Raw genomic sequence first — 25,504 nt, 5'->3', positions numbered from 1 at the left:
TTGCACAAGTTTTGCATTGCCTGCCTGCCGATTGGGCGTTCAATAGACGCCATGAAAGTCCGTGTGTTCCGCTGCAAAGCCTGTAACCACCGTTACCGCCTCGGCGTCAGCCAATGCGGCTATTGTTTTCGTCCCACGGCTCTGTGGAATCGCTGGTGGGTCCTGCTGACCGCGGTGGTGGCGGGCGGCTGGTTCGCGGCGAAGGAGTTCGGTCTGATCTGAACGGGTCGTGCGAAGCAGGACGCTCCGCCTAGGCGGAGCAGGATGCTCCGCCGAGAACGCAGAATTTCGCGCAATGGGGGTGGTTCAGGCGGACATCCTGTTCGGCCTCCTCCAGTGTCGTCCCCAGTTCGAATTGCGCATCGTAGGGCAACAGCGTGCAGGCAAGCACCGCAGGCCGCTCCACGCCGCGACGCTTGACCACCATGCGCGAGGAGGCGCACATGACGCTATTCGGTGACTTCTTCAGGATGCCCCAGCAGGCGGTGGTGATCTCCGGCACCTCCACGGCGGTGTCCATTTCGGGGAAAAGCACGGTCATGCCCGGGTTCATCGCGTCGATGGCGAAGCCTTCCCTGTCGAAAAGGGCGGCATAGCCGGCGCGGGCCTCGGCGTCGGATTCGTGCCAGAGGCTGCGCCCGGCGACGGCCATGCGGATGCCGGTGTCGCGCAGCCAGCGCATGCCTTCGAGCGTCTTGTCATAGGTGCCGGGGCCGCGTTCCGCGTTGTGGTGGAGCGGGTCGAAGTGGTCGAGCGAGACGCGCAGGGTCAGCTTGTCGCCGAAGTCGCGGTGCAGCGCCTCCAGCCCCTCGCGCACCCGGCGGCGCATCATCGGGCGCATGGCGTTGGTGAGGATCAGCACTTCGTAGCCGCGCAGGAGGGCCGCACGGGCCATGGGAATCATCGCCGGGTTCATGAAGGGCTCGCCGCCGGTGAAGCCGATCTCGCGCACGCCCCAGCCGCGCTCGTCCAGTTGATCGAGGAAATCCACCACTTCCGCCTCGGTCAGGTAGACGAGGCGGTCGTTCTCGGGCGAGCTTTCGATGTAGCAGTTGGCGCACGTGATGTTGCACAGCGTGCCGGTGTTGAACCACAGTGTCTGCGGGTCACTCAATGCCACGCGGGCGCGTTCCGAGCCGTCCGCCGTCACGTCCGGATCGAGGAATTTGCCGCTGTTCGCCTGGGCGCTATCCTTCATGCGTGTGCTCCTGCCGTTTTTCTCACCGTGCCGGAAAGCCGGGAGCGGGGCCAGACCCCAGAATCCGCCTGACGCCATTGTGAAGCGGAACTTCAACGTTAGACACGGGCGCAAAGCTGGGGTATGAGGTGCCCAAGTTAGCGCTAACGGAGCAAGACCTGCGCTGAAAACCGCTGTCCGGACGGGCCGGATGGTGTACCCAGACCCGCAGCAAGTGAGGGAACGTGCCATGGTTTCACGCGTCATTCCGGTCGATCCGTTCGATCTGGTCATTTTCGGCGGCACGGGCGATCTTGCGCGGCGCAAGATCCTGCCGGGGCTGTTCCGGCGGTTCTGTTCCGGGCAGATGCCCGACGAGGCGCGGATCATCGGCGCGGCCCGGTCCGACATGGACGATGCGGGCTTCCGCGAGATGGTCGCCGAAGCGATTCGGGAGTTCGGCGGCGGGCGGGCCTGCGAGGACGGCACGCTGGACGCCTTCCTTGAAAAGATCCTCTACGAGTCGGTGGACGCCAAGGGCACCGGCGGCTGGGAGGCGCTGAAGGGGCGGCTGCGCGAGGGCGTCGTGCGGGCGTTCTATTTCTCCGTCGGCCCGTCGCTGTTCGGCGATCTCGCGGAGCGGCTGCGCAGCTTTGGCCTTGCCGATGACGAGAGCCGGGTGGTGGTGGAAAAGCCGTTCGGCCATGACCTCGCCTCGGCGAAGGCGCTGAACAAGGCGCTGGCGGAGCATTTCCACGAAACCCAGATCTACCGGATCGACCATTATCTCGGCAAGGAAACGGTGCAGAACCTGATGGCGGTGCGCTTCGGCAACGTGCTGTTCGAGCCGCTGTGGAACGCGCAATACGTCGATCACATCCAGATCACCGTGGCGGAGACCGTTGGTGTCGGCGGCCGGGGCGAGTATTACGACAAGTCCGGCGCGATGCGGGACATGGTGCAGAACCACCTGATGCAGCTTCTGTGCCTGATTGCCATGGAGCCGCCGGCGCGGTTCGAGCCCGATGCGGTGCGCGACGAGAAGCTGAAGGTGATCCGGGCGCTGGACCCGGTCCTGCCACATCACATCGTGCGCGGGCAGTATGACGCGCAGGGCGATTTGCCGGGGTATCGCGAGGATGCGGGCGATCCTCGCTCGACTACCGAGAGCTTCATCGCGATGAAGGTGCATGTGTCGAACTGGCGGTGGGCGGGAACCCCGATCTACCTGCGCACCGGCAAGAAGCTGCGGTCGCGGGCGAGCGAGATCGCGGTGGTGTTCAAGGACGCGCCGCATTCGATCTTCCCGGCGGACGCGGGGCGGCATCGCAATATTCTGACCATCCGGTTGCAGCCCAACGAGGGCATGGAGCTTGGCGTGACGATCAAGGAGCCGGGTCCGGGGGGGATGCGTCTGCTGGACGTGCCGCTGGACATGAGTTTTGCCGATGCGCTGGGGCCGGATGCGGAGGAGGTGCCGGACGCCTACGAGCGGCTGATCATGGACGTGATCCGGGGCAACCAGACGCTGTTCATGCGTGGCGACGAGGTGGAGGCGGCCTGGGCCTGGACCGATCCGATCATCGAGGGGTGGAAGGCGCGGGGCGAGGTGCCGAAGCCATATGACGTGGGCAGCTCCGGGCCGGACGACGCGCTGATGCTGCTGCACCGGGACGGTCGCAAGTGGCGAGACATCCGCACGTGAGGACATGGAAACGCTTCGGGGGACCGGAGCGTTTTGCGACTGGGACGACAAGGAAAGACAGGTCGGCATGAGCTATGAATTCATCGGGTATCAGGACCGCGAGGAGCTGATCGTCGCGCTGGCGCAGCGGTTGACGGGCGATCTCGTGGCGGCGCTCCGGCACAACGACCGGGTGGCCTTTGCGGTGCCGGGCGGCACCTCGCCGGGGCCGGTGTTCGACGATCTGTGCGCGGCGCGGCTCGATTGGGACCGGGTCGATGTGTTGCTGACGGACGAGCGCTGGGTGCCGGAGGATCACGAGCGGTCGAACACGCGGCTGCTGCGCGAGCGGCTCCTGGTGGAGCGGGCGGCGGCGGCGGGCTATCTGCCGCTCTACGCGCCTTATCCGGAGCCGGAAGGGGCGCTGGAGGCGCTGGCCGAGCCGATCGCGGCCAACATGCCGCTTGCGGTGGTGCTGCTCGGGATGGGGGCGGACCTGCACACGGCGTCGCTCTTTCCCGGCGCGGACCGGCTGGAGGAGGCGTTGCGTCCGGACGCGCCGGTGCTGCTGCCGATGCGTGCTCCGGGCGCACCGGAGCCGCGCATCACGCTGACGGCGGAGGTGCTCAACGGCGCGCTGGCGAAACACGTGCTGATCTTCGGGGCCGAGAAACGCGCGGCGCTGGACTCGGCGAAGGGCAAACCGGCGCTGGAAGCGCCGATCAACGCGGTGCTGTCGGGCGCCGTGGTTCACTGGGCGGAGTGAGGGATCATGTTCGGGACACTGAAGGAAAAGGCCGCAGGGCTCGGAGATCGCCGGATCGAGGACCTGTTCGCGGACGCGGGCCGGGCGGAGGCGTTCAGCCTGACGGCGCTCGGGATGCTGTTCGATTACTCGAAGACGCAGGTGGACGCGGGCATCCGGGACGCGCTTCTGGCGCTGGCCGACACGGCGCAGGTTGCGGCGCGGCGCGATGCGATGTTCGCCGGGCAAAAGATCAACGAGACCGAGGGACGGGCGGTGCTGCACACGGCGCTGCGCAATCTCGAAGGGCGGCCGGTGCTGGTGGACGGCGTCGACGTGATGCCCGAGGTGCTGGCGACGCTGGGCCGGATGGAGGCGCTGGCGGATGCGGTGCGGGAGAGCGATGTGACCGACGTGGTCAATATCGGCATCGGCGGCTCGGACCTCGGCCCGGCGATGGGCGTTCTGGCGCTGGCGCCCTACCATGACGGGCCGCGCTGCCATTTCGTCTCCAACGTGGATGGGGCGGACATTGCCGATACGCTGAAACGCTGCGACCCGGCGCATACGGTGTTCATCGTGGCGTCGAAGACCTTCACGACGATTGAAACCATGACCAACGCGGCCACGGCCAAGGCATGGTTGCAGGAGAAGGGCGTGAGCGCCGAGGGCAAGTTCATCGCGCTGTCGTCCAACGTCGAGAAGGCGGGCGCGTTCGGCATTCCCGAAGAACGGGTGCTCGGCTTCGAGGATTGGGTCGGCGGGCGCTACAGCATGTGGGGGCCGATTGGTCTGTCGCTGATGATCGCCATCGGCCCGGACAACTTCCGCGCCTTCCTGCGCGGGGCGGAGGCCATGGACCGGCATTTCGTCGACGCGCCTCTGGCGGAGAACATGCCTGTGCTGCTGGCGTTGGTGGGGATCTGGCACAATCAGGGGCTTGGCCATGCGACGCGGGCCGTGTTGCCTTATGATAACCGGCTGGCAAGGTTCCCGGCGTACCTGCAGCAGATGGAGATGGAGAGCAACGGCAAGGGGGTGGCCATGGATGGCACCGATTTGCCGTATGACAGCGGGCCGGTGGTCTGGGGCGAGCCGGGCACGAATGGCCAGCATGCCTTCTATCAGCTGATCCATCAGGGCACGCGGGTCATTCCGTGCGAGTTCATGGTCGCCGCGAGCGGGCATGAGCCGGCGCTGCGGCATCACCATGACCTGCTGATCGCCAACTGCCTCGCGCAGTCCGAGGCGCTGATGCGCGGGCGGGACCTGGACGAGGCGCGGGGCAAGGTCGCGGGCAAATTCGAGGGCGCGGAACTGGAGCGGCAGGCGAAGCACCGGGTATTCCCGGGCAACCGCCCGTCCACGACGCTGGTCTATCCGAAGCTCGATCCGGAGACGCTCGGCAAGCTGATCGCGCTCTATGAACATCGGGTGTTCGTGGAGGGGGTGATCCTCGACATCAATTCCTACGATCAATGGGGGGTTGAGCTCGGGAAGGAACTGGCGACGGCGCTGGGTCCGATGGTCACGGGCGAGGCTCCGGTGGCGGGCAAGGATGGATCGACCGCGCAGCTTATTGGTTTTGTGCAGGAAAATCGGTGATCTACACGGGTCCGTGAAAAAATATCGCGGACCCACGGAACGAAATCCGGGCGCCTTGGTTGTGGATTCAAATCCTGAACGCAAGGAGTTCTGATCATGAAACGCACCACTCTGACCGCCATCGCTGCCCTTATGGTTGTGCCGACCTTTGCCGTCGCGCAGTCTTCGGATGCCAGCGACGACCCGAACCAGCCGCTGCTGATGGAGCAGTCCGAATCCGCCGACGGCACCACCCTTGCCGACGAAGCGCAGAACGAGATGGCCGAAGCCGGTCAGGAGATCGACGAAGCCGCCGACGCAGCGGAGCAGGAGATCGCCGAAGGGGCCGAGGCTGTCGAAGGCGCGATGGACAAGGCCGCAACCGAGATGGCCGAAGGGGCCGAGGCCGTTGAGGGCGCGATGGACAACGCCACGACCGAGATGGCCGAGACCGCTGACGAGATGACCGACGGTGTGACCGACATGGCGCAGTACATCCGTGCCCGCGACATGATCGACGGCGCCGTGTACACCATGACCGAAAGCACCGACATGGTGTGGGACGGCGACCTGATGTTCGACGCGGTTGGCGAGAACTGGGACAAGGTCGGTGAGATCGAGGACATCGTCCTGGCCTCCGACGGCTCGTTCAAGGGTGTGATCGCCGAGGTCGGCGGCTTCCTCGACATTGGCGACAAGCACGTGATGCTGCCGATCGACAACGTCAAGCTGGTGCCGGTGGATGACGTGTCCTACGCCATCGTGACGCCGTACAGCCTGGAGGAACTCAAGAGCCTCGAAAACGTTGACGAAGGCTTCTGGAACTGACCCCAGGTTCCCGTCAAAGGCACGTAGCGAGTTTTGCGCCCGGACTTCGGTCCGGGCGTTTTGCGTTTCAGGGGATGTCGAAGCCTTCGGGGGCCAGCTCGAAACCCTCGAAGCGGAAGGCGGGGGAGACGGTGCAGCCAACGAGGGTCCAGTCGCCGGTGCTGCGGGCGGCCTGCCAATGGTGCGGTGGGACGATGATCTGCGGGCGCTGGCCTGACAGGAGGTCCGGTCCGAGGGGGAGGTCGGTGCGGGGGCCTTGCGCGGTCTCCGACAGGGACAGGATGAGCGGGGCACCTGCGTAGAAGTGCCAGATTTCGGCGGCGTCGACGCGGTGCCAGTGGCTGCGTTCTCCCGCCTTCAGCAGGAAATAGATGCAGGTGCCGGCGGGGCGTCGTCCCTTGTCCGGGGCGATCCATGTCTGGCGGTAATGGCCACCCTCCGGATGCGGCTGAAGGTCCAGAAGGCGAATGATCTCATCGGCTTGTCGGGGGTCGCTCATGTTGTCTCCGGGGGCACCGGGCGCTGTGCTCAAACTTGGTTAACTCCTCTGCCGAATCCTTGTGCCACGCGAAACCGCTTCGAGCAGGAGGCATCAGGATGGCACAGAGCGTTCGGCAGATGGCCGAGGAAATCGTTGCCCGTGAGGGTGGCTATGTCAATGACCCCGACGATCCGGGCGGGGCGACGAAATACGGCGTCACGATCCACACCATGCGCAGTCTCGGGCTGGATCTGGACGGCGATGGCACGGTGACGGCGGCGGATGTGAAGCGGCTGAGCCGGGAGCAGGCGGTGGAGATCTTCCTCCAGCACTATTTCCTGCGCCCGCGCATCGCGGAGCTGCCGGCGCCGCTGCAGGGCTCGGTGTTCGACATGTATGTCAACGCTGGCAGCAATGCGGTGAAGATCCTGCAACGGCTGCTGAACGACATGGACGAGCCGGTGACCGTGGACGGGGCCATCGGGCCGCGCACCATCGCTGCTGCCGCGCGGGCCTTTGCCAAGGCGCCGAGCCACATGGTGGATGCCTACGGGATCGCCCGGCGCAACTACTACTTCGGGATCGCGGACCGCCGTCCGGCCTCGCGCAAATACGCCCGCACAAGGGCAGGCGGCAAGGGCGGCTGGATCAAGCGGGCGGAGGAGTTCATCTCGCCGCGCTATCACATGACGGACGCGGAATTCGCGGCGCGGGTGGCGGTATGGGGATGATCGACGGGCTGTTCGGCCTGCTGTTCGGCAACGGCCGCAACGTGGTGGCGCAGACGGCGGAGGTGTTCCGCGTCAACGCCGAGAACGAGGCCGCGCGGGGCGCCGTGTACCAGTCGGCGGCGCTGGAACAGTTCGGGCGCGAGTTCCAACTGGTGCAGCGCGGCTGGTTCGACCGGCTGATGGACGCGCTGAACCGAATCCCGCGCCCCATGATGGCGCTGGGGACGATGGGGATGTTCGTTGCCGCGATGGTGGACCCGGTCTGGTTCGCGGCCCGCATGGCGGGCATCGCGCTGGTGCCGGAGCCGCTGTGGTGGCTGCTCGGAGCCATCGTGAGCTTCTACTTCGGCGCACGCCATCAGGCGAAAGGTCAGGACTTCCAGCGCGAGATCGCGGCGAGCATGGCGGCGGTGCCACAGGTGGTGCGCACCGTGCGCGACGTGGAGGCGCTGCGGGATGTGACGCCATCGGTGGGGGCTGCGGCGGTGCCGGACACGGGCGCGCCGGACGAAGGTGACGGCGGCGGCGCGAACCCGGCGTTGGAAGACTGGCGCATCGGCCGGTGAGGGGTGCGGGGCACAGCCCCGCCCTACGATGCGTTGAAACGCGAGGCAGAGGCCGCGCTCCGCATCCGGGGTGCGGCCTTTCGGCGTGTTCTCTCAAAGGACGTTCAATCGTTGATTGAGATGTGCCTGGAGTAGCAGCACGAGGCGCACAGAGTGGCGCGATGTCCGGCAAGGACCGCCCGTACAACGGTTGACAGGATTGCGCCACGTCAGCGATGACAGTCGCACATTCAATGACTTGATACCGGCGGACCAAATGATTCGGACTACTCTGGCCGCGCTTGCGGCGCTTTGTTTCACACAGACGGCGGATGCCCTGCCGATCACCTACGAAATGGACGTCACCGCCTCTTACGGCTCGGCTTACGGCGGCGGTGCGATCCTCGCGCCGATCACCTGGACCTTTGGCTTTACCTACGATCCGGACACCATCGTGCCGACCACGCAGGGCTCGGGCAACGGCAATACCAGTACCTTCTACGGGCAGGGCTCGGGTGTGACCGGCTATTTGCGCAAGGGCTCAGACGTGGCGCCCATCGACTGGGTGGAGGCGCAATTCTCCACCGCCTCGCTGAACCGGCACAGCTTCACCATCCGATACGTGGTGGACGGGCGCAATCCGCTTTGGGATCCGGCCTGCTTCTCCGTGCACAGATATGCCTGCCCTGACCTCGATCAGAACGACGGGATGAGTTTCACCACTGCCCAGGGCGGCGCCAGCATCATCGACCTGAACCAGGTGCAATTCAGCTTCGGCGGCAACAACACCACCCCCACCTATTTCACTGCGCCCGGCACACTGGCGACGACCTCGCTGGCCTGGCTTGGCGATGCGCAGGTTCTGCGCAGCACCAACATGAGCGTGTACGGCTACGGCATCGCCGGGTCGCAATACGGGGTGTTGACGGCGACCCAGGACCCGACCGCCAGCGCGCTGCGCACGGTCTCCGCCGTGCCGCTGCCCGCGAGCGCGGTGCTGCTGGTCGGGGCGCTTGGCGGCCTCGCGGCGATGCGGCGGCGCAAGCGGGCGATTTGAGCGACAGCGACTTCCAACAGGGCAGAAGGTCGCCACCGCGCTCCGGGGCGGCCTTTTCCTTTGCCGTCAAGAGACATGCGCCCGCGACAATGTGAACGCGGCGGCGCGTCAATTCCGTTTGGCCTGTCACCGGACCGCGCCTATAAGGGGGGCATGATAACAGAACTCGGACATTTCGCCCTGATCCTCGCGCTCTTCGTGGCGGTGGTTCAGATGATCGTACCAATGATCGGCGCCTCGACGCACAGGCCCGGGTGGATGGCCCTTGCGGAGCCCGCCGCGACGGCGCAGTTCGTGCTGGTCGGCATCGCCTTCGCCGCGCTGACCCACGCCTTCGTGACGTCCGATTTCTCGCTGCAACTGGTGTACAACAACAGCCATTCCGCGAAACCGATGCTCTACAAGGTCAGCGGCGTCTGGGGCAACCACGAGGGCTCCATGCTGCTCTGGTGCCTGATCCTGGCGCTGTTCGGGGCCATGGCGGCCTGGTTCGGGGGCAACCTGCCACCGTCGCTGAAGGCCCGGGTGCTCTCGGTGCAGGCCTCGATCGGGGTCGCCTTCCTCGCCTTCACGCTGTTCACCTCCAACCCCTTCCTGCGCATGGGTGTTCCGCCGATGGACGGCACGGATCTCAACCCGCTGCTGCAGGACCCCGGATTGGCCTTTCACCCGCCGTTCCTCTACCTCGGCTATGTCGGGCTTTCGATCTGCTTCAGCTTTGCCGTGGCGGCGCTGATCGAGGGCCGGGTGGACGCGGCCTGGGCCCGCTGGGTCCGGCCCTGGACGTTGGCGGCATGGGTCTTCCTGACCATCGGCATCGCGCTGGGGTCCTGGTGGGCGTACTACGAACTGGGCTGGGGCGGGTTCTGGTTCTGGGACCCGGTGGAGAATGCTTCCTTCATGCCCTGGCTCTTCGCCGCGGCGCTGTTGCACTCCGCCATCGTGGTGGAAAAGCGCGAGGCGTTGAAGAGCTGGACCGTGCTGCTGGCAATCATCGCCTTCGGCTTCTCGCTGATCGGCACGTTCATCGTGCGCTCGGGCGTGCTGACCTCCGTCCATGCCTTCGCCAACGACCCGGAGCGGGGCGTCTTCATCCTCGGCATCCTCGTGTTCTTCACCGGCGGGGCGTTGACGCTCTTTGCCGCGCGGGCCAACGTGATGGAGGCCAAGGGCGTCTTCGGCGTGGTCAGCCGCGAAAGTGCGCTCGTCGCCAACAACATCCTGCTGGCGGTGGCCTCCTTCGTGGTCTTCGTCGGAACGCTCTGGCCTCTGGTCGCGGAGATGGCGTTTGACCGCAAGCTCTCCGTCGGGGCGCCGTTCTTCAACATGGCCTTCCCGCCGTTCATGATCATGCTCGGCCTGCTGCTGCCCGTCGGCGCGATGATTGGCTGGAAGCGCGGCAAGGCCGGGCGCGTGATCAAGGCGCTGGTCCCGGCGTTCGTGCTGGCGGTGGCGGTGGCGGGGCTGGTCTGGGCGATGCAGTCGGACCGCAGCCTGCTCGGCCCGGTGGGCGTGTTCCTCGGGACCTGGCTGGTGGCGGGGGCGGTCACGGACCTGCTGTCGCGTCTGGGGCAGTCGCGCGATGTCACGCGCCTGCTGCGCCTGCCGCGGGCCGAATGGGGCAAGGCAACGGCCCATGCGGGGCTCGGCATCACCATGCTCGGCATCGCCGGGCTGATGGCCTGGGACGTGGAAGACATCCGCGTCGCCAAACCGGGCGAGCCCTACACGGTGGGTCAGTTCGAGATCGAGCTGGTGGATGTGCAGAGGGTGCAGGGCCCGAACTGGTTCGCGACGCAGGGTGACGTGATCGTTCGGCAGGACGGGGCGGAGATCGCGCGGCTGTACCCGGAGAAGCGCAACTACCCGGTGGCGAAGATGCCGACCACCGAGGCGGCCATCGACTACCGCTTCATGCGGGACGTCTACTTGGTGATCGGCGACGCGCAGGACGGCGGCGGCTGGGTCATCCGGACCTACATCAAGCCGCTGGCCAACTGGATCTGGGCCGGCTGCCTGATCATGGCCTTCGGCGGCCTGCTGAGCCTGTCCGACCGGCGGTATCGCGTCGCGGCGGGAGCGCGGAAGGCGGCCCCGGTGCAGGGGGTGCCGGCGGAATGACTGTGCTGGCACGGATGCGGGGCATGGCCCCGCCCTACCTTCTGGCGGTGCTTCTGGCTCTGGTGGCCACCGCCCTGCTGGCGGTCCAACCGGACGAGATGCTCGACGATCCGGCGCAGGAAGCCCGCGCCCGGGAGATCTCCGCCGGGCTGCGCTGCCTCGTCTGCCAGAACGAGAGCATCGACGAGAGCAACGCCTCCCTGGCCCATGACCTGCGGGTGCTGGTGCGCGAGCGCATCACCGCCGGGGATACGGACGAGGAGGTCGTCGCCTTCATCGTCGACCGCTACGGCGAGTTCGTCCTGCTCAAACCCACCTCCAGCGGCTGGAACGCGCTGCTCTGGGCAGCGGGGCCGCTGCTCTTCGTGCTCGCCATGGGCATCGCTTTCGCTTACCTCCGCCGCCGCGCCACGGCACCGGCGGTGACGGAGGCCGGGCTGAGCGCGGAAGAACGCAAGCGCCTCGAGGAAATTCTCAAGAGCTGACCGGCCTTAGCCGATCTGCCGGGCCACGTACCACGTCGTCCCGCAGGGCGTGCGGAATCCGCCGCGCAGATCGCCATCGCCCTTGTCCATAATCGGCTGGACTTCCTCGGCCCCGGCCTCCAGCGCGCGGGCGAAGGCGGCCTCGGGATCGGGCAGGTAGAGATGCAGCATGGCCCCCGCGCCCGCCATCCCGCCCATCATCAGAACGGTATCGCCGATCCGGCACTCCGCATGCATGACGCGCGCGCCGTCCATGATGACCCGCAGGCGCTCGGCCCGGAAGACGGTTTCGCAGAAATCCAGCACCTGCAAGGGGTCCTCGACCAGCAGGTACGGCGCGAGATCGGTGTAGCTATCGGGTTTGTAACTCATGGCGCAAAGGTATCCTGTGCGCCGGAAAAGGCAACGCTGTCCGAAGGCCGGCGTGACGCGGCGTTTCGCTTTGCCTTTCCAGGCTGGCGCGTATTTGATGGCGCCGACCAACAGGGGAGCCCCGCCATGATCTACGAGACCATCACCTTCGATCTGACCGATGACATCGCGGTGATCGCGATGAACCGGCCGGACGTGATGAACGCGCTCAACACCCAGATGCGGGCGGAGCTGACCGACGCCATCACCCGCGCGGGCAAGACGGCGCGGGTGGTGGTGCTGACGGCGAACGGCCCGGCCTTCTGCTCCGGGCAGGATCTCGGCGATGCCAGCAGCATCGACAGTCTCGATCTGGAGCGGGTGCTGCGCGACGAATACGTGCCGATGCTCAAGGCGATCACCGACTGCCCGCTGCCGGTCATTGCCGCGGTGAACGGCGCGGCGGCCGGGGCAGGGGCGAACCTTGCTCTCGTCTGCGACGTGGTCATCGCCACAGAAAGCGCCTTCTTCATGCAGGCCTTCACCCGGATCGGCCTGATCCCGGACGCGGGCGGCACCTGGGCGCTGCCCCGCCAGATCGGACTCGCCAAGGCCATGGGCGCGGCCCTCTTTGCCGACCGCATCACCGCGCGGCAGGCGGACGAGTGGGGCATGATCTGGGAGGCCGTTCCGGACGAGGCGTTCGACGCCCACTGGCGCGCCCGGGCCGCGCATCTGGCCAAGGGTCCGACGACCGCCTACAGCCACCTCAAGACAGCCCTGCGCGGCGCCTTCGAGAAGGACCTCGAAGGGCAACTGGCGGTGGAAGCGAAACTGCAGGGGGAATGCGGCAAGACCCGCGACTTCCGCGAGGGTGTCATGGCCTTCCTCGAAAAACGCCCGGCGGCCTACGAGGGCAACTGACGGCGGGACGGCCCCCTGTCTTCTCTGGTCTCCAAATACCTGGGGGCTCCGGGGGCAAAGCCCCCGAAGGAAAATTTTGTTCCGGCAAAATTTTGACGCGCGCCCGCAGGGCGCGCGTTGGTCGCCCCGCGCAAGCGGGGCGAAATCGCTCTCCCAAAGCAGGGGCAGCAGCCACGAAAAAGGGCCGCCCGATCCGGGCGGCCCTTTCGTCTGTGTCCGGGAAGCGAAGAGTTCAGCGGTTCTCGATATCCACGTAGTCGCGCAGCGTCTCGCCCATGTAGAGCTGGCGCGGGCGGCCGATCTTCATCTGCGGATCGTTGAGCTGCTCCTTCCACTGTGACACCCAGCCGACCGTGCGCGAGAGCGCGAAGATCGGGGTGAACATTGAGGTCGGGAAGCCCATCGCCTCGAGGATGATGCCGGAGTAGAAGTCGACGTTCGGGAACAACTTCTTCTCGGCGAAGTAGGGATCGGCCAGCGCCTGCTTCTCCAGTTCCTTCGCGGTGGCGAGGATCGGGTTGTTCTCGACGCCGAGCAGGTCGAGCACCTCGTCCGCCGACTGCTTCATCACCGTCGCGCGGGGATCGAAGTTCTTGTAGACGCGGTGACCGAAGCCCATCAGGCGGAACGGATCGTTCTTGTCCTTGGCGCGGGCGATGAACTCGGGGATGCGGTCGGGCGAGCCGATTTCCTTGAGCATTTCCAGGCAGGCCTGGTTCGCGCCGCCGTGCGCCGGCCCCCAGAGGCAGGCGATGCCGGCGGCGATGCAGGCAAACGGGTTTGCACCGGAGGAGGAGGCCAGACGCACCGTGGAGGTCGAGGCGTTCTGTTCGTGGTCGGCGTGCAGGGTGAAGATCCGGTCCATGGCGCGGCTCAGGATCGGGTTCACATGGTATTCTTCCGCCGGCACCGCAAAGCACATGTGCAGGAAGTTCGCCGCGTAATCGAGATCGTTGCGCGGGTACACGAAAGGCTGGCCGATGGAGTACTTGTAGGCCATCGCCGCGATCGTCGGCATCTTGGCGATCAGCCGGTGCGAGGCGATCTCGCGCTGGCGCGGGTCGGCGATGTCGGTGCTGTCATGGTAGAAGGCGGACATGGCGCCGACCACGCCAACCATGGTTGCCATCGGATGCGCATCGCGGCGGAAGCCGCGGAAGAAGTTGTGCATCTGCTCGTGGATCATGGTGTGGCGGGTGATGGTGTTCTCGAAGTTCTCGAGTTCCTCCGCCTTCGGCAGGTAGCCGTAGAGCAGCAGGAAGCAGACTTCGAGGTAATGCGATTTCGCCGCCAGCTGGTCGATCGGATAGCCCCGGTGCAGCAGCACGCCCTCGTCGCCGTCGATGAAGGTGATGGTGCTGTCGCAGGAGGCGGTAGAGGTGAAGCCCGGGTCGTAGGTGAACACGCCCGCCGAGCCATAGAGCTTGCGGATGTCGATCACGTCCGGGCCCGCGGTCGGCGAGTGCACCGGCAGGTCGTAGCTCGTGCCGTCGATGGTGAGCGTTGCGGTCTTTGTCGGTTCAGCCATGCTTGTCATCCCTTCGTTCAAACGGTGGGGCGGGGCCGTTCAGGCCCGCGCCAGTCTAAGTCACATGGCCGCCCGGGGTTCAGGCCCCGCTGCCGGCCGCCTCGATGCGGGCGAGGGTTTCGTCCCGGCCCAGCACCAGCATCATGTCGAAGACGCTCGGGGTGGTCGTCCGGCCTGCCAGCGCCGCCCGCAGCGGCCCGGCCAGCTTTCCGAACTTGGTCCCCTCGTCTTCGGCGAAGCGGTTCATCACCGCCTCCAGATCATCTCGCGTCCAGCTAGCATTTTGCAAGTGCGGCGTCAACGTAGCCAGTATACCACGGGATACCGGATCGAGTGTCTTCGCAGCCTTCTCGTCCGGGACGACAGGGGTATCTGTCAGGATAAAGTGCCCTTTTTCAAGCAGTTCCGGGAAGGTCTTGGCGCGTTCCTTGAGGCAGTACATGCCCCGCGACAGGGTGTCTCGCTGCGCCTCGGTCAGGGCCGGAGCGCCGGTGACGTCAAGGAATGCCTCCAGTTCTTGCAGCAGCGCAGCATCCTCCGCCGCGGCGATATGCAAGCCGCAGGTGTTTTCCAGTTTCTTGAAGTCCAGCCGGGCGGGCGCCTTGCCGATTCCTTCGAGGTCGAACCATTCCTTTGCCTGATCATCGGTAAAGAATTCGTCATCGCCGTGGCTCCAGCCGAGCCGCGCCAGGTAGTTGCGCATGCCCGCGGCCGGATAGCCCATGGCCTGGTATTCCTCCACGCCGAGCGCCCCGTGACGCTTCGACAGCTTTTTGCCGTCCGGCCCGTGGATCAGCGGGATATGCGCCCAGACCGGCACATCCCAGCCCATGGCGGTATAGATGCCCATCTGCCGCGCCGCGTTGTTCAGGTGGTCGTCACCCCGGATCACATGCGTGACGCCCATGTCATGGTCATCGACCACCACGGCGAGCATGTAGACCGGCGTGCCGTCGGAGCGCAGCAGGATCATGTCGTCGAGCTGGTCATTGCGGATCGTGACCTTGCCCTGCACCTGGTCGTCGATCACGGTCTCGCCGTCCGTCGGGGTCTTGAGGCGGATGGCGTAGGGCGCGTCCGGGTGCGTCGACGGGTCGGCATCGCGCCAGGGCGACTGGAACAGGGTCGAGCGCTTCTCCTCGCGGGCCTGCTCGCGGAAGGCTTCGATCTCCTCCTGGGTCGAGAAACACTTGTAGGCCGCGCCCTTGGCCAGCAACTCCAGCGCCACCTCCCGGTGCCGCGCCGCGCCTGCCGCCTGGCTCACCGCCTCCCCGTCGAAGTCGAGGCCGAGCCAGTCGAGGCCGCGCAGGATCGCCGCCGTCGCCTCCGGCGTCGAGCGGGCGAGGTCCGTATCCTCGATCCGCAGAAGGAACTTGCCGCCGCGTCCCCGGGCGAACAGCCAGTTGAACAAAGCGGTCCGAGCGCCGCCGATGTGCAGGTATCCCGTGGGCGAGGGGGCGAAACGGGTCACGACTTCGGTCATCTTGGTTAACCTTTTGATAACGGTGGTGCGGGTAGCTTGGGCCGTTCCTTAAAGGCCCGCCCGATGCGGGGCAAGCGATGGCAGGGTTCTTTTCATGGCTCGAGGGCGTGCTGCTGGGGCAGCGCGGCTTTCTTTTTCCCTGGGCGCCGGTCTGCCTCGGCCTCGGGATCGGGCTGTATTTCGCGCTGCGGGTCGAGCCCTCGGGGCTGGCGCTGGGGCTGTGCCTCGCAGCAGTCGTGCCCTGGCTGGTCTGGCTGCGCTTTGCCGGCGTGATCTCCGGCCCGCTGGTCTCGGCGCTGGTTCTGGTCGCGGCGGGGTTCGGCCTTGCCGGGCTGAAGACCCATTGGGTCGCCGGGCCGGTGCTGGACTTCCGCTATTACGGCGCCATCGAGGGGCGGATCGTGGACATCGACCGCTCCGCCTCCGACGCGGTGCGGCTGACGCTGGACCGGGTGGTGCTGGAGCGCATGGACCCGGGCCGGACGCCGGCCCGCGTGCGGGTCTCGCTGCATGGCGATCAGGGCTTCCTCGACCCGGAGCCCGGCGCGGTGATCATCCTCACCGGCCACCTGAGTGCTCCCGGCGGGGCGGTTGAACCCGGCGGCTTCGATTTCAAACGCCACGCCTGGTTCCAGCGGATCGGCGCCATCGGCTACACCCGCAACCCGGTCTTGCTGCTGGAGCCGCCGGGGGCGGGGCAATGGGTGTTCAAGGCGCGGATGGCGCTGGCGGACCGGGTGCGGGCGGCGCTGGACGGCGAAGCGGGGGCCTTTGCCGCCGCCGTGATGACCGGCGACCGCTCCGCCATGTCGCAGGGCACGCTGCAGGCGCTCCGGGACAGCAACCTTGCGCATCTGCTGGCCATCTCCGGGCTGCACATGGGGCTGCTCGCGGGGGTCGTCTTCGGCGTGCTGCGGTTTGGACTTCTGCTGGTCCCGCGCCTGAGGCACCACGCGCCGGTGAAGAAATGGGCGGCGGGCGGGGCGCTGGTGGCCGCCTTTGGCTACCTCCTGCTGTCGGGGGGCAACGTGGCGACGGAGCGGGCCTTTGTCATGGCGGCGGTGGCGCTGACGGCGGTGATGCTGGAGCGGCGGGCGATCAGCCTGCGGGCGGTGGCGCTGGCGGCGCTGATCGTGCTGGTGCTGCACCCGGAAGCGTTGTTCGGTCCGGGATTCCAGATGTCCTTTGCCGCAACCACGGCGCTGGTGGCGGTCTTCGAATGGATCAACCTGAGCCGTGCCGGACGCGACTGGCCGCGCTGGACCGGGCCGGTGCTGGGCCTCGTGGTCTCCTCGGCGGTGGCGGGGCTGGCGACGGCGCCGGTGGGCATGGCGCATTTCAACCAGTCGGCCAGCTATGGCTTGCTGGCCAACCTCGTCTCGGTGCCGGTCATGGGGTTGATCGTCATGCCGATGGCGGTGTTGGCCGCCGTCCTCATGCCCCTCGGGCTGGACTGGATCGCGCTGGCGGTGATGGGCCTCGGGCTGGACTGGATTCTCGGGGTGGCGGATACGGTTGCGGGCTGGCCCGGGGCGGTCAATCCCGTGGTCGCGCCGCCGCGCATCGTGCTGCCGCTGATCGCCTTCGGTGGGCTGGTGCTGTGCCTGTGGCGGGGCCGGGGGCGGGGGCTTGGCCTGGTGCCGATGATCGCGGGTACGGTGATCTGGACCCTGTCCGACCGCCCCGCGATCCTGATCGCCGACACCGGGGCGATTGTCGGGCTGATGACCACAGAGGGCCGCGCCCTGTCGCGGGAGAGCGGCGCGGGGTTCATCGCGGAGACCTGGCTGGAAAATGACGGGGCCGGCACGTCGCAGGCCGGGGCGGCGGCGCTCTGGCCCGGGCCGCAGGGCAAGGAGAGCCGCGCGAAGATCGGCCCCTACGAGGTGGTGCACCTGCAGGGCAAGCGCGGGGTGGCGGACTGGACGCGATGCACGGCGGGGCAGATCGTCGTGGCCAGCGTCGACCTCGCGCTGGACGGGCCGTGCCTGCGGTTCGATCCGGTCTCGCTGCGCCGCACGGGTTCGGTGGCGATCTGGATGCGGCAGGAGGGGCCGCGCGTGGTGACGGCGGCGGAGGTGTCGGGGCACAGGCTGTGGCACGGGCCGGAGCCCGCGCCTGTCACTGTCGCCAAGGCTCAGTAGGTGCGGATCAGCCCGACCAGCTTGCCCTGCACCGAGACGCTGCCCGCAGGCAGGACGCGGGATTCGAACGCCGGGTTTGCGGCCTCCAGCGTGATCATGTCCCCCTTGCGGCGGTAACGCTTGAGCGTGGCCTCATAGCCCTCGACCTGCGCCACGACGATGTCGCCCTCCTGCGCGACAGTGGTTTCCGCGATGATCACCACGTCGCCGTCGTTGATGCCGGCCTCGATCATCGATTCCCCTTTGACCTCAAGCGCATAGTGCCGCCCGCGCCCGGAGAGCATCTGCGGCGGCACGCCGATCATCGGGGCGGGATCGTTGATCGCCTCGATCGGCACACCGGCGGCGATGCGGCCCAGCAGTGGCAGCGCGTTCGCCTCCGTTTCGAAGGGTTGCGCCTGTGGCGGCGTGCGGTCGGGGCGGTCGCCCTCGATGATTTTCGGCGTGAACCCGGCGGGGCGGGAGCCCAGGCTTTCCGGCAGCTTGACCACCTCGATGGCCCGCGCCCGGTGCGCCAGACGGCGGATGAAGCCGCGCTCCTCCAGCGCCGTGATGAGCCGGTGGATGCCGGACTTGGAGCGCAGGTTGAGCGCGTCCTTCATCTCGTCGAAGCTCGGCGGAACGCCGTCGCGCATCATGCGCTTGTTGATGAATTCCAAAAGATCGAGTTGTTTGCGTGTCAGCATGCCCGGCCCCTTCTTGGGATGTTCGTCAACTTTTGTTCTACGCGTGTTCACGTTTTGTGTCAACCCGTTGCCTGTGGACAAGTCACGGGCCTGCGGGGGCGACACGGCAATTATCCGGTCACCTTGGTTAACGAAACATTGCCATGTGCTGGCCGGGTTTGTGTCAGATGGGGATGTAGTCGACGGTCTCGCCTTTGTCCCGCGCCGGGTCCCGTACGGGGCGGACGATCAGCGCATTGGCGGCGCTGAGCACGCTCAGGAGGGCGGAATCCTGCCGTTCGAAGGCAGTGATGCCCTCGGGTCCAAGCGTGGCGCGCAGGTAATGCTCGCGGGGGCCGTTTTCGGGGAGCGGGCTTGCGAGAACGGCGCTCCTGCGCGGCTGCGGCGCGGCGCCCTGACCGAGCATGGCGCGGATCACCGGGGCGACGAAGACATGGCCGCAGACCATGGCGGAGACCGGATTGCCGGGCAGGCCGATCATCATGGCATTGCCGAGACGGCCGGACATCAAGGGCTTGCCGGGGCGCATGGCGACCTTGTGGAAGCTTTGCTCCATGCCAAGCTCGGCGGCGACCGGCGCGACGAGATCATGGTCCCCGACGGAGGCCCCGCCGATGGTGATGACGAGATCGGCGTCATCGACCAGCCCGAGGATGGTCTTGAGCGAGGCGGCGTTGTCGCGGGCGATGGGCAGCAGGCGCGGCTCCGCGCCAAGCTGGGTCAGCAGCGCGTGCAGGCCGAAGGTGTTGGAGGCGATGATCTGGTCCGGGCCCGGTTCCTCACCGGGCATGACGAGTTCGTCCCCGGTGGAGATCAGCGCGACGACGGGCCTGCGGGTGACCGGCACGCGGGCGATGTTCATGGAGGCGAGAAGCGCGATGTCGCCAGGCGTGAGCACGCGCGGGGCGGCGAGGGTCATGCCTTTCCGGAAATCGTTGCCGGCGGGTCGGATGTTGTCGCCCTCGTCGAGACGGTCGCCGATCGTGATCGTCTCGCCGGTCCGGGTGACATCCTCCTGAATGACCACGCGCGTGGCCCCGGGCGGCACCGGCGCGCCGGTGAAGATGCGCACGGCCTGCCCATCGGCCACCGCACCGTCGAAACGATGCCCGGCGGCGCTTTCCCCGATGACGGTGAGCGTATCGCACGCATTGGCCCGCGTCACCGCGTAGCCGTCCATGGCGGAGGCCGGGAAGGGCGGTTGGTCCCGGGTGCTGTGCACATCGCGGGCAAGTGTCCGCCCAGCGGCTTTCAGGAGCGGCACCTCTTCTGTGTCCAACGGCTGCGCCAGTGCAAAGAGGCGGTCCAGGGCTTCGGATACGGTGATCATTCCGCCTCGTACCGCCCGGATTTGCCGCCGTCTTTCAGCGTGACGTGGATGCCGCCGATTTCCATCGCCTTGTCCACGGCCTTGACCATGTCATAGACGGTCAGCGCGGCGGTGGAGACGGCGGTGAGCGCCTCCATCTCGACGCCGGTCTGGCCGGTGGTCTTGACGGTGGCTTCGATGCGGAGGCCGGGGAGGGCCGGGTCGGGCACAAGGTCCACCGTCACCTTGGTGATCGGCAAGGGGTGGCACAGGGGGATCAGCTCCGGCGTCTTCTTTGCCCCCATGATCCCGGCGAGGCGGGCGACGCCGATGACGTCACCTTTCTTGGCCTTGCCTTCGGTGATGAGTGCAAAGGTTTCGGGGGCCATGCGGACCCAACCTGCGGCGGTGGCGATGCGGGCGGTGACGGCCTTGTCCGAGACATCGACCATATGGGCATTGCCGGAAGCGTCGAAATGGGTGAGGTCGCTCATGCGGGCACCGGGTCCTTGAGCAGCGCCCGGGTTGCGGCGGTCACGTCGTCCTTGCGCATCAAGCTCTCGCCGATGAGGAAGGCGCGGGCGCCATGCGCGGCCATGTCCGCGAGGTCTTGCGGCGTGTTGAGGCCGGATTCGGAGATCAGGAAGCGGTCCGGCGGGACGCGCTTCGAGAGGTCGCGTGTTGTCTCAAGCGTGGTCTCGAAGGTCTTGAGATTGCGGTTGTTTACACCGATGAGCCGGGACTTGAGCATCAGGGCGCGATCCAGTTCCGCGCCGTCATGCACCTCGATCAGCGCGTCCATGCCCCATTGATGGGCGGCATCTTCCAGTTCCTGCGCCTGCGCGTCCGAGACAGAAGCCATGATGATGAGGATGCAATCGGCATTCAGCGCCCGGGCCTCGGCCACCTGATAGACGTCATACATGAAGTCCTTGCGCAACGCGGGCATCTGCGTCGCGGCGCGGGCCTGCACAAGGTAGTCTTTCGCGCCCTGAAACGAGGGTGTGTCGGTCAGCACGGAAAGACAGGTCGCGCCGCCGTCCTCGTAGGCCTTCGCCAGCTTCGCCGGTTCGAAGTCGGCGCGGATGAGGCCCTTAGAGGGGGACGCCTTCTTGACCTCGGAGATCAGGCCGTAGCCATGGGCCGCCGCCTCGAAGAGCGCCGCGCCGAAGGGGCGGACGGGCAGGGCTGCCTTTGCCTCGGCCTCGACGTCGGCGTAGGGCTTCGACGCCTTGTCGGCGGCGACTTCCTCCAGCTTGTAGGCCTTGATCTTGTCCAGGATGGTCGTGGTCATGTCGGTTCCGTCCAGTTGATGGGCGCCTCTCCTCTGGCTTTAAGCCAGTCGTTGACCTTGGAAAAGGGGCGGGAGCCGAAAAACCCGCGCGAGGCGGAGAGTGGCGAGGGGTGGGCGGTCTTGAGGATCAGGTGATCCGGGCCGGTGATGTGCGGATCGAAGGACTGCGCAGGTTTGCCCCAGAGAAGGAAGGCGCGTGGAGCGTCCGACAGCCTTTGCAGGACGTCCGTTGTCAGGTGTTTCCAGCCGAATTTGGCATGGGCATTGGCTTCTCCCGCAGGCACGGTGAGGCAGGTGTTCAGGAGGAGCACGCCCTGTCTGGCCCAGAACCGCAGGTCGCCATCTGGCGGGATCGCGCCTAGATCGGCCTGCATCTCCTTGTAGATGTTGCTCAGCGAGCGCGGCAGCGGGCGCACGTCCGGCTCCACCGAGAAGGCGAGGCCGTGGGCGTGGCCGGGTGTGGGATAGGGGTCTTGTCCGAGGATGACGACCTTGACCTGATCCGGCGGGCAGGCCTCCAGCGCAGCGAAGCGCTGCGGCTCGGGTGGCAGGATCACGCGGGTGTCGGCGGCGATCCTTGCGCTGAGCGCCGGCCAGTGGCGCGTGAAGAAGGGCAGGTCAGCCCATGCCGCGGGGATCACGGGCGGCTCGCGGGCGTCAAGGGCAAGATCCGTCGACGGATCATGCAACTGTCTTCGAATACATTTGTCTCAAGCCTCATGCGGCCTGCGAGGCTTTGGCCAGGGCTTGCACCTTGCCGAGCGCGGCGCCGCTGTCGATGCTCTGCTTCGCCATCTCGACGCCTGCCCTGAGGTCGTCTGCCTTGCCCGCGATCGTCAGTGCGGCGGCGGCATTGAGCAGCACCGCGTCGCGATAGGCGCCGTCTTGCCCGTCCAGCAGCGCCCGGAAGGCCTTGCCATTCTCCTCCGGCGTGCCTCCGAGGATTGCCTCGAACGGATGCTGCGGCAGGCCCGCGTCCTCCGGATGCACTTCCACTTCGCGGATGCTGCCGTCCTCTTCCAGCGCCGCGATCCAGCTGACCCCGGCAATCGACAGCTCGTCGGTGCCGTCCGAGCCGTGCACCAGCCAGGCGCGTTCGCTGCCGAGTTGGGCAAGGACTTCGGCCATGGGCCGGATCAGTGCGCGGGTGAAGGCCCCGGTCAGCTGGCGCTTGACCCCCGCGGGGTTGGTCAGCGGTCCGAGGATGTTGAAGATCGTGCGCGTGGCAAGCTCCGTCCGGACCGGTCCGACATGGGCCATGGCGGGGTGGTGCATCGGGGCCATCATGAAGCAGATGCCGACCTCGGCCAGCGCCTTTTCGACCACCTTCGGGCCGACCATCACGTTGATCCCCATCTGCCCCAGCGCATCCGCCGCGCCGGATTTCGACGACAGGTTGCGGTTGCCGTGTTTGGCCACCGGCACCCCCGCACCGGCCACGACAAAGGCCGTGGCGGTGGAGATGTTCAGCGTGCCCTTGCCGTCGCCGCCGGTGCCGACGATGTCCATGGCCCCGGCGGGCGCGGCGACCTTGTGGCATTTGGCGCGCATCACGGCGGCGGCGGCGGCATATTCGTCCACCGTCTCGCCGCGGGTCCTGAGGGCCATCAGGAGGCCGCCGATCTGCGCCGGGGTGGCCTCGCCCTCGAACAGGATGGTGAAGGCGGTCTCGGCCTCCGCACGGGTCAGGGGACGGTCGGCAGCAGCGCCGATCAGGGGTTTGATGTCGTTGCTCATGCCGGGGTCCGGGTCCTGTCTGCGGGACGTCCTGGGTGCCGCGTGGCGCGGGATGTGCGCGGATTTCCGCCCTGATCCGGCCCACCGGACCGGCAAACAGCGGAAAACCTGACACAGTTCTGGCGCACGGGCGGACTGCCTCTCTCTCGGGGGTGGCGGCGCGGGGCCGGGTCGCGGTATACATGCGCAGGCAGGCCCGGTGGCGTCAAGACCGGCGGGGCTGATCGGGCTGCAACAGGCAGGGCGCCGGAGGCCTCCGTGGCAACACGGGGCAGGCGCGGCAGACAGGCAGAGGGCAGAACATGGCACGCGGATTTGTTTTGGGCGCGATCTGGGGCACGGTGGTTGCCGGTGTGGGAGCAGGGGCGATGTCGCTCATGCTGGGATCGCCGGACCGGAGTGTGCAGCCGGAGGTCGGGTTGGATGCGGCGATGTTGTCCGACCCGGAGCCGATGGAAACGGCGGCGGACATGCCGGACACGGATGCGACGGAAACAGCGGCACAGGGCGCTGCGGCCCCCGAACCCTTGCCCGCGACCGCGCCGGACACGCCTCCGGAGGCGCAGGCCGAGGCCGCGCCCGATCCGGCGGATGCGGTCGGCGATGCGCCGGTGGCCGCGACGACGCCGGAGTCCGGGCAGGGTGCCCCGGCGCAGGTGCCGAACGCCGACAGCGGCGTGGACGTGCCGACCGAAGTAGCCTCCGCGCCAGCCGAACCCGACACCCCCGGAACGCCGCAGACCGATGCAGAGCCGCCCGCCGCCCCGGTTGTCGGCGCAGCGCCAGGGGCGCCGCAGATCACGACACCGGAGGACAGCGCCGCCGCGGTGACCGTCGCCGAGGCCGAGCCGGTCCAGACCGCGGAGGCGATGACGGCGCCCGAAACGCCGGAACCGGATGCCGGGCCGCAGGTCTCCACCGAGCCCGCCGCGCCGCCGGCGGTCCCGGAGACCGTCACCTCCGGTGCGGAGCCGGCCGAGGACGCTGCGCCTGCGGAAACAGTCACGCCCGAGGCACAGCCCGCGGACGACGTCGCCGTCACGGACGAGGCAGAGGCCGCCCCGGCCGGCCTGATGCGCCGCGAGCCGGCGGTGCCGCAGGGCCGCCTGCCGAGCATCGGAGACGCGCCTGCCGCAGCCGTGGCCGCAGCTCCTGCAATATCCTCGGACAGCCCTCTGGTGCGGTATGCGGCCAAGGTGGCGGCCGCGCCGGACGATCTGCCGCGCATGGCCTTCGTGCTGATCGACGACGGCTCCGGCCCGCTCGGCCCGGAGGCCCTGGACGGCTTTCCCTTCCCGCTGACCTTCGCCATCGCCCCCGGCCATCCGGACGCCGTCGCCACGGCGCAGGCTTACCGCGACCACGGCTTCGAGGTCATGGCCATGGCCGACGTGCCGGAAGGCGCCTCCGCCTCGGATGTGGAAGTCATCATGGCGGGCACCCTCGACTCGATCCCGGGTGCCATTGGCGTGGTCGAGGACCCGGCGGGCGGCGTGCAGAGCAGCCGCGAGATCTCCAACCAGGTCACAGCGTACCTTGCCGAGACCGGCCATGGCATCGTGATGATGCCAAAGGGGCTGAACACCGCGCAGCAACTGGCGTTGAAGGCCGGGGTGCCCTCGGCGACGCTGTTCCGGGATTTCGACGCGGAAGGGCAAGACGCCCGGGCGATCCGCCGCACCCTCGACCAGGCCGCCTTCCGGGCGGCGCAGGAGGGGGCAGTGGTCATGTTGGGACGGCTTCGCGCCGACACGATCTCGGCACTGGTGCTCTGGGGCCTGCAGGACCGAGCATCGACCGTGGCGCTGGTCCCGGTGTCGCGGGTGCTGGAAGAGGCGGCGGCGCTGTAAGCGCCGGTCTCAGAGCGTGAGGCCCGCCAGCAACCGCGCCGCCTCTTCGGCCGGACGCGCCAGCCCCGCGCGGTCTTCGCCGGGATAGAACCGGGCGCGGGTGGCCGTGGCCAGCGGGCGCGGCGCGAGTACATGCACTTTCGGCCCGATTTGAGCCGTCTCCGCCTGCCAGCTGCGCACCAGAGCCATCTGCGCGGCCTTGGTGGTGCCGTAATGACCGAAGAACTTCTCGCCGCCGTGCGGGTCGTCGAAGAACAGCGCCTGCCCCCGGGTGCCCAGAAGGGGCGCGACGAAGGGGATCATGTGGGCCATCGCATCCACGTTGGTGGACAGCGACTTCTGCCAGTCCTTCGGATCGAGGTGATGCGCCGGGGTCAACGGCGCGGCATGGATCGCCGTATGCGCCCAGAGCGCCACGGTCCCGTCCTCGTCCGTCCCCGGCCCCCAGCGGTCGAAGACCGAGCGGCACAGGTGCGCCATGGCATCGCGGTTGCAGATGTCCATCGGCGCCAGCGTCGCCTCGCCGCCCTTCGCCTTGATCCGGTCGTCCAGGTCCTCGAGGCCGCCCACGGTGCGGGCCACGGCGATGATGTGGTAATCGGGGGCCAGCCCCTCCGCGAGGGCAAAGCCAAGGCCGCGCGAGGCGCCGGTGATGAGAGCAAGTCTGGTCATGGCCTTCCTTTGCGGCGGAACAGGCCCGAGGTCAAGCGGCCCCACGTCGCGGGTTCGGCCGCCATCCCGTCTTCTCTGGTCCCCAAAT

Annotated in this window: 25 protein-coding genes; 13 read left to right on the top strand and 12 right to left on the bottom strand. The window is 67.5% G+C overall.

The window, feature by feature from the left end; all coding sequences use genetic code 11:
* The first annotated feature begins 51 nt into the window (after positions 1-51).
* On the top strand, positions 52-222 hold the full coding sequence (locus ACP159_RS04905; RefSeq protein ID WP_425098517.1) for a hypothetical protein: 171 nt from the start codon (positions 52-54) through the stop codon (positions 220-222).
* Between the two features lie 28 nt (positions 223-250).
* Here ACP159_RS04905 and ACP159_RS04900 read toward each other — a convergent pair whose 3' ends face one another.
* Complete coding sequence (locus tag ACP159_RS04900) at positions 251-1,198, bottom strand: radical SAM protein (protein WP_425098516.1); 948 nt, start codon at positions 1,196-1,198, stop codon at positions 251-253.
* A 229-nt stretch (positions 1,199-1,427) separates the two neighbouring features.
* Between ACP159_RS04900 and zwf the strand changes: the two genes are divergently transcribed.
* The 4 genes from zwf to ACP159_RS04880 all read left to right on the top strand — a co-directional run bounded on the left by zwf (position 1,428) and on the right by ACP159_RS04880 (position 6,018).
* The gene (zwf, locus tag ACP159_RS04895) at positions 1,428-2,882 is read left to right on the top strand and encodes a glucose-6-phosphate dehydrogenase (RefSeq protein WP_425098515.1); all 1,455 of its coding nucleotides are present in this window, start codon (positions 1,428-1,430) and stop codon (positions 2,880-2,882) included.
* Positions 2,883-2,949: 67 nt separating this feature from the next.
* Entirely contained in the window at positions 2,950-3,627 is a 678-nt protein-coding gene (pgl, locus tag ACP159_RS04890) for a 6-phosphogluconolactonase (RefSeq protein ID WP_425098514.1), read from the top strand.
* Between the two features lie 6 nt (positions 3,628-3,633).
* Positions 3,634-5,211, top strand: a complete 1,578-nt coding sequence (pgi, locus tag ACP159_RS04885) for a glucose-6-phosphate isomerase (RefSeq protein WP_425098513.1) — start codon at positions 3,634-3,636, stop codon at positions 5,209-5,211.
* A gap of 96 nt (positions 5,212-5,307) precedes the next feature.
* Positions 5,308-6,018: a PRC-barrel domain-containing protein gene (locus ACP159_RS04880; RefSeq protein WP_425098512.1), complete on the top strand. Its 711-nt coding sequence runs from the start codon at positions 5,308-5,310 to the stop codon at positions 6,016-6,018.
* Positions 6,019-6,085: 67 nt separating this feature from the next.
* Here ACP159_RS04880 and ACP159_RS04875 read toward each other — a convergent pair whose 3' ends face one another.
* Positions 6,086-6,517, bottom strand: coding sequence for a cupin domain-containing protein (locus ACP159_RS04875; RefSeq protein ID WP_425098511.1), 432 nt, complete (start codon positions 6,515-6,517; stop codon positions 6,086-6,088).
* Between the two features lie 98 nt (positions 6,518-6,615).
* Here ACP159_RS04875 and ACP159_RS04870 point away from each other — a divergent pair, with 98 nt between their 5' ends.
* The 5 genes from ACP159_RS04870 to ACP159_RS04850 all read left to right on the top strand — a co-directional run bounded on the left by ACP159_RS04870 (position 6,616) and on the right by ACP159_RS04850 (position 11,438).
* Positions 6,616-7,230 (top strand): holin-associated N-acetylmuramidase, encoded by a 615-nt coding sequence (locus tag ACP159_RS04870; RefSeq protein ID WP_425098510.1) that lies wholly within the window; start codon positions 6,616-6,618, stop codon positions 7,228-7,230.
* Complete coding sequence (locus tag ACP159_RS04865; RefSeq protein ID WP_425098509.1) at positions 7,221-7,796, top strand: holin family protein; 576 nt, start codon at positions 7,221-7,223, stop codon at positions 7,794-7,796. The genes ACP159_RS04870 and ACP159_RS04865 overlap by 10 nt, the downstream gene beginning before the upstream one ends.
* A 256-nt stretch (positions 7,797-8,052) precedes the next feature.
* Entirely contained in the window at positions 8,053-8,832 is a 780-nt protein-coding gene (locus ACP159_RS04860) for a VPLPA-CTERM sorting domain-containing protein (RefSeq protein ID WP_425098508.1), read from the top strand.
* Positions 8,833-8,985: 153 nt separating this feature from the next.
* Positions 8,986-10,953, top strand: a complete 1,968-nt coding sequence (locus tag ACP159_RS04855; protein WP_425098507.1) for a heme lyase CcmF/NrfE family subunit — start codon at positions 8,986-8,988, stop codon at positions 10,951-10,953.
* The gene (locus ACP159_RS04850; RefSeq protein WP_425098506.1) at positions 10,950-11,438 is read left to right on the top strand and encodes a cytochrome c-type biogenesis protein; all 489 of its coding nucleotides are present in this window, start codon (positions 10,950-10,952) and stop codon (positions 11,436-11,438) included. The genes ACP159_RS04855 and ACP159_RS04850 overlap by 4 nt, the downstream gene beginning before the upstream one ends.
* Before the next feature lie 6 nt (positions 11,439-11,444).
* On the opposite strand, the gene ACP159_RS04845 is transcribed toward ACP159_RS04850, so the two are convergent.
* The gene (locus ACP159_RS04845; RefSeq protein WP_425098505.1) at positions 11,445-11,810 is read right to left on the bottom strand and encodes a bleomycin resistance protein; all 366 of its coding nucleotides are present in this window, start codon (positions 11,808-11,810) and stop codon (positions 11,445-11,447) included.
* A 126-nt stretch (positions 11,811-11,936) separates the two neighbouring features.
* Here ACP159_RS04845 and ACP159_RS04840 point away from each other — a divergent pair, with 126 nt between their 5' ends.
* Entirely contained in the window at positions 11,937-12,713 is a 777-nt protein-coding gene (locus ACP159_RS04840) for an enoyl-CoA hydratase-related protein (protein ID WP_425098504.1), read from the top strand.
* Between the two features lie 232 nt (positions 12,714-12,945).
* On the opposite strand, the gene gltA is transcribed toward ACP159_RS04840, so the two are convergent.
* Positions 12,946-14,241 (bottom strand): citrate synthase, encoded by a 1,296-nt coding sequence (gene gltA / locus ACP159_RS04835; RefSeq protein WP_425098503.1) that lies wholly within the window; start codon positions 14,239-14,241, stop codon positions 12,946-12,948.
* Positions 14,242-14,320: 79 nt separating this feature from the next.
* Positions 14,321-15,724: a glutamate--tRNA ligase gene (gene gltX / locus ACP159_RS04830; RefSeq protein WP_425098502.1), complete on the bottom strand. Its 1,404-nt coding sequence runs from the start codon at positions 15,722-15,724 to the stop codon at positions 14,321-14,323.
* Between the two features lie 77 nt (positions 15,725-15,801).
* On the opposite strand from gltX, the gene ACP159_RS04825 reads away from it, so the two are divergent.
* Positions 15,802-17,868 carry a ComEC/Rec2 family competence protein gene (locus tag ACP159_RS04825; protein WP_425098501.1) on the top strand — a complete coding sequence of 689 codons (2,067 nt, stop codon included), beginning with the start codon at positions 15,802-15,804 and terminating at the stop codon, positions 17,866-17,868.
* On the opposite strand, the gene lexA is transcribed toward ACP159_RS04825, so the two are convergent.
* The 6 genes from lexA to trpD all read right to left on the bottom strand — a co-directional run bounded on the left by lexA (position 17,862) and on the right by trpD (position 22,894).
* Positions 17,862-18,554 carry a transcriptional repressor LexA gene (lexA, locus tag ACP159_RS04820; RefSeq protein ID WP_425098500.1) on the bottom strand — a complete coding sequence of 231 codons (693 nt, stop codon included), beginning with the start codon at positions 18,552-18,554 and terminating at the stop codon, positions 17,862-17,864. The genes ACP159_RS04825 and lexA overlap by 7 nt on opposite strands.
* Positions 18,555-18,717: 163 nt before the next feature.
* The gene (gene glp / locus ACP159_RS04815) at positions 18,718-19,884 is read right to left on the bottom strand and encodes a gephyrin-like molybdotransferase Glp (RefSeq protein ID WP_425098499.1); all 1,167 of its coding nucleotides are present in this window, start codon (positions 19,882-19,884) and stop codon (positions 18,718-18,720) included.
* A complete protein-coding gene (gene moaC / locus ACP159_RS04810) occupies positions 19,881-20,357 on the bottom strand; it encodes a cyclic pyranopterin monophosphate synthase MoaC (RefSeq protein ID WP_425098498.1) in 477 nt (158 codons plus the stop codon). The genes glp and moaC overlap by 4 nt, the downstream gene beginning before the upstream one ends.
* Entirely contained in the window at positions 20,354-21,157 is an 804-nt protein-coding gene (trpC, locus tag ACP159_RS04805) for an indole-3-glycerol phosphate synthase TrpC (protein WP_425098497.1), read from the bottom strand. Before trpC ends, moaC begins: the two co-directional genes overlap by 4 nt.
* Positions 21,154-21,798: a uracil-DNA glycosylase gene (locus ACP159_RS04800; protein ID WP_425098496.1), complete on the bottom strand. Its 645-nt coding sequence runs from the start codon at positions 21,796-21,798 to the stop codon at positions 21,154-21,156. The genes trpC and ACP159_RS04800 overlap by 4 nt, the downstream gene beginning before the upstream one ends.
* Before the next feature lie 76 nt (positions 21,799-21,874).
* Positions 21,875-22,894, bottom strand: a complete 1,020-nt coding sequence (trpD, locus tag ACP159_RS04795; RefSeq protein ID WP_425098495.1) for an anthranilate phosphoribosyltransferase — start codon at positions 22,892-22,894, stop codon at positions 21,875-21,877.
* Between the two features lie 302 nt (positions 22,895-23,196).
* On the opposite strand from trpD, the gene ACP159_RS04790 reads away from it, so the two are divergent.
* Positions 23,197-24,744 carry a divergent polysaccharide deacetylase family protein gene (locus ACP159_RS04790; protein WP_425098494.1) on the top strand — a complete coding sequence of 516 codons (1,548 nt, stop codon included), beginning with the start codon at positions 23,197-23,199 and terminating at the stop codon, positions 24,742-24,744.
* Between the two features lie 9 nt (positions 24,745-24,753).
* Here ACP159_RS04790 and ACP159_RS04785 read toward each other — a convergent pair whose 3' ends face one another.
* A complete protein-coding gene (locus ACP159_RS04785; protein WP_425098493.1) occupies positions 24,754-25,416 on the bottom strand; it encodes an SDR family NAD(P)-dependent oxidoreductase in 663 nt (220 codons plus the stop codon).
* Positions 25,417-25,504 lie beyond the last annotated feature (88 nt).

It is taken from the genome of Tropicibacter sp. S64, from assembly GCF_049803835.1.
GTDB lineage: Bacteria > Pseudomonadota > Alphaproteobacteria > Rhodobacterales > Rhodobacteraceae > Pacificoceanicola.
Note: the sequence above shows the minus strand (reverse complement) of the source record. Positions and strands in the feature narration are given on the sequence as shown.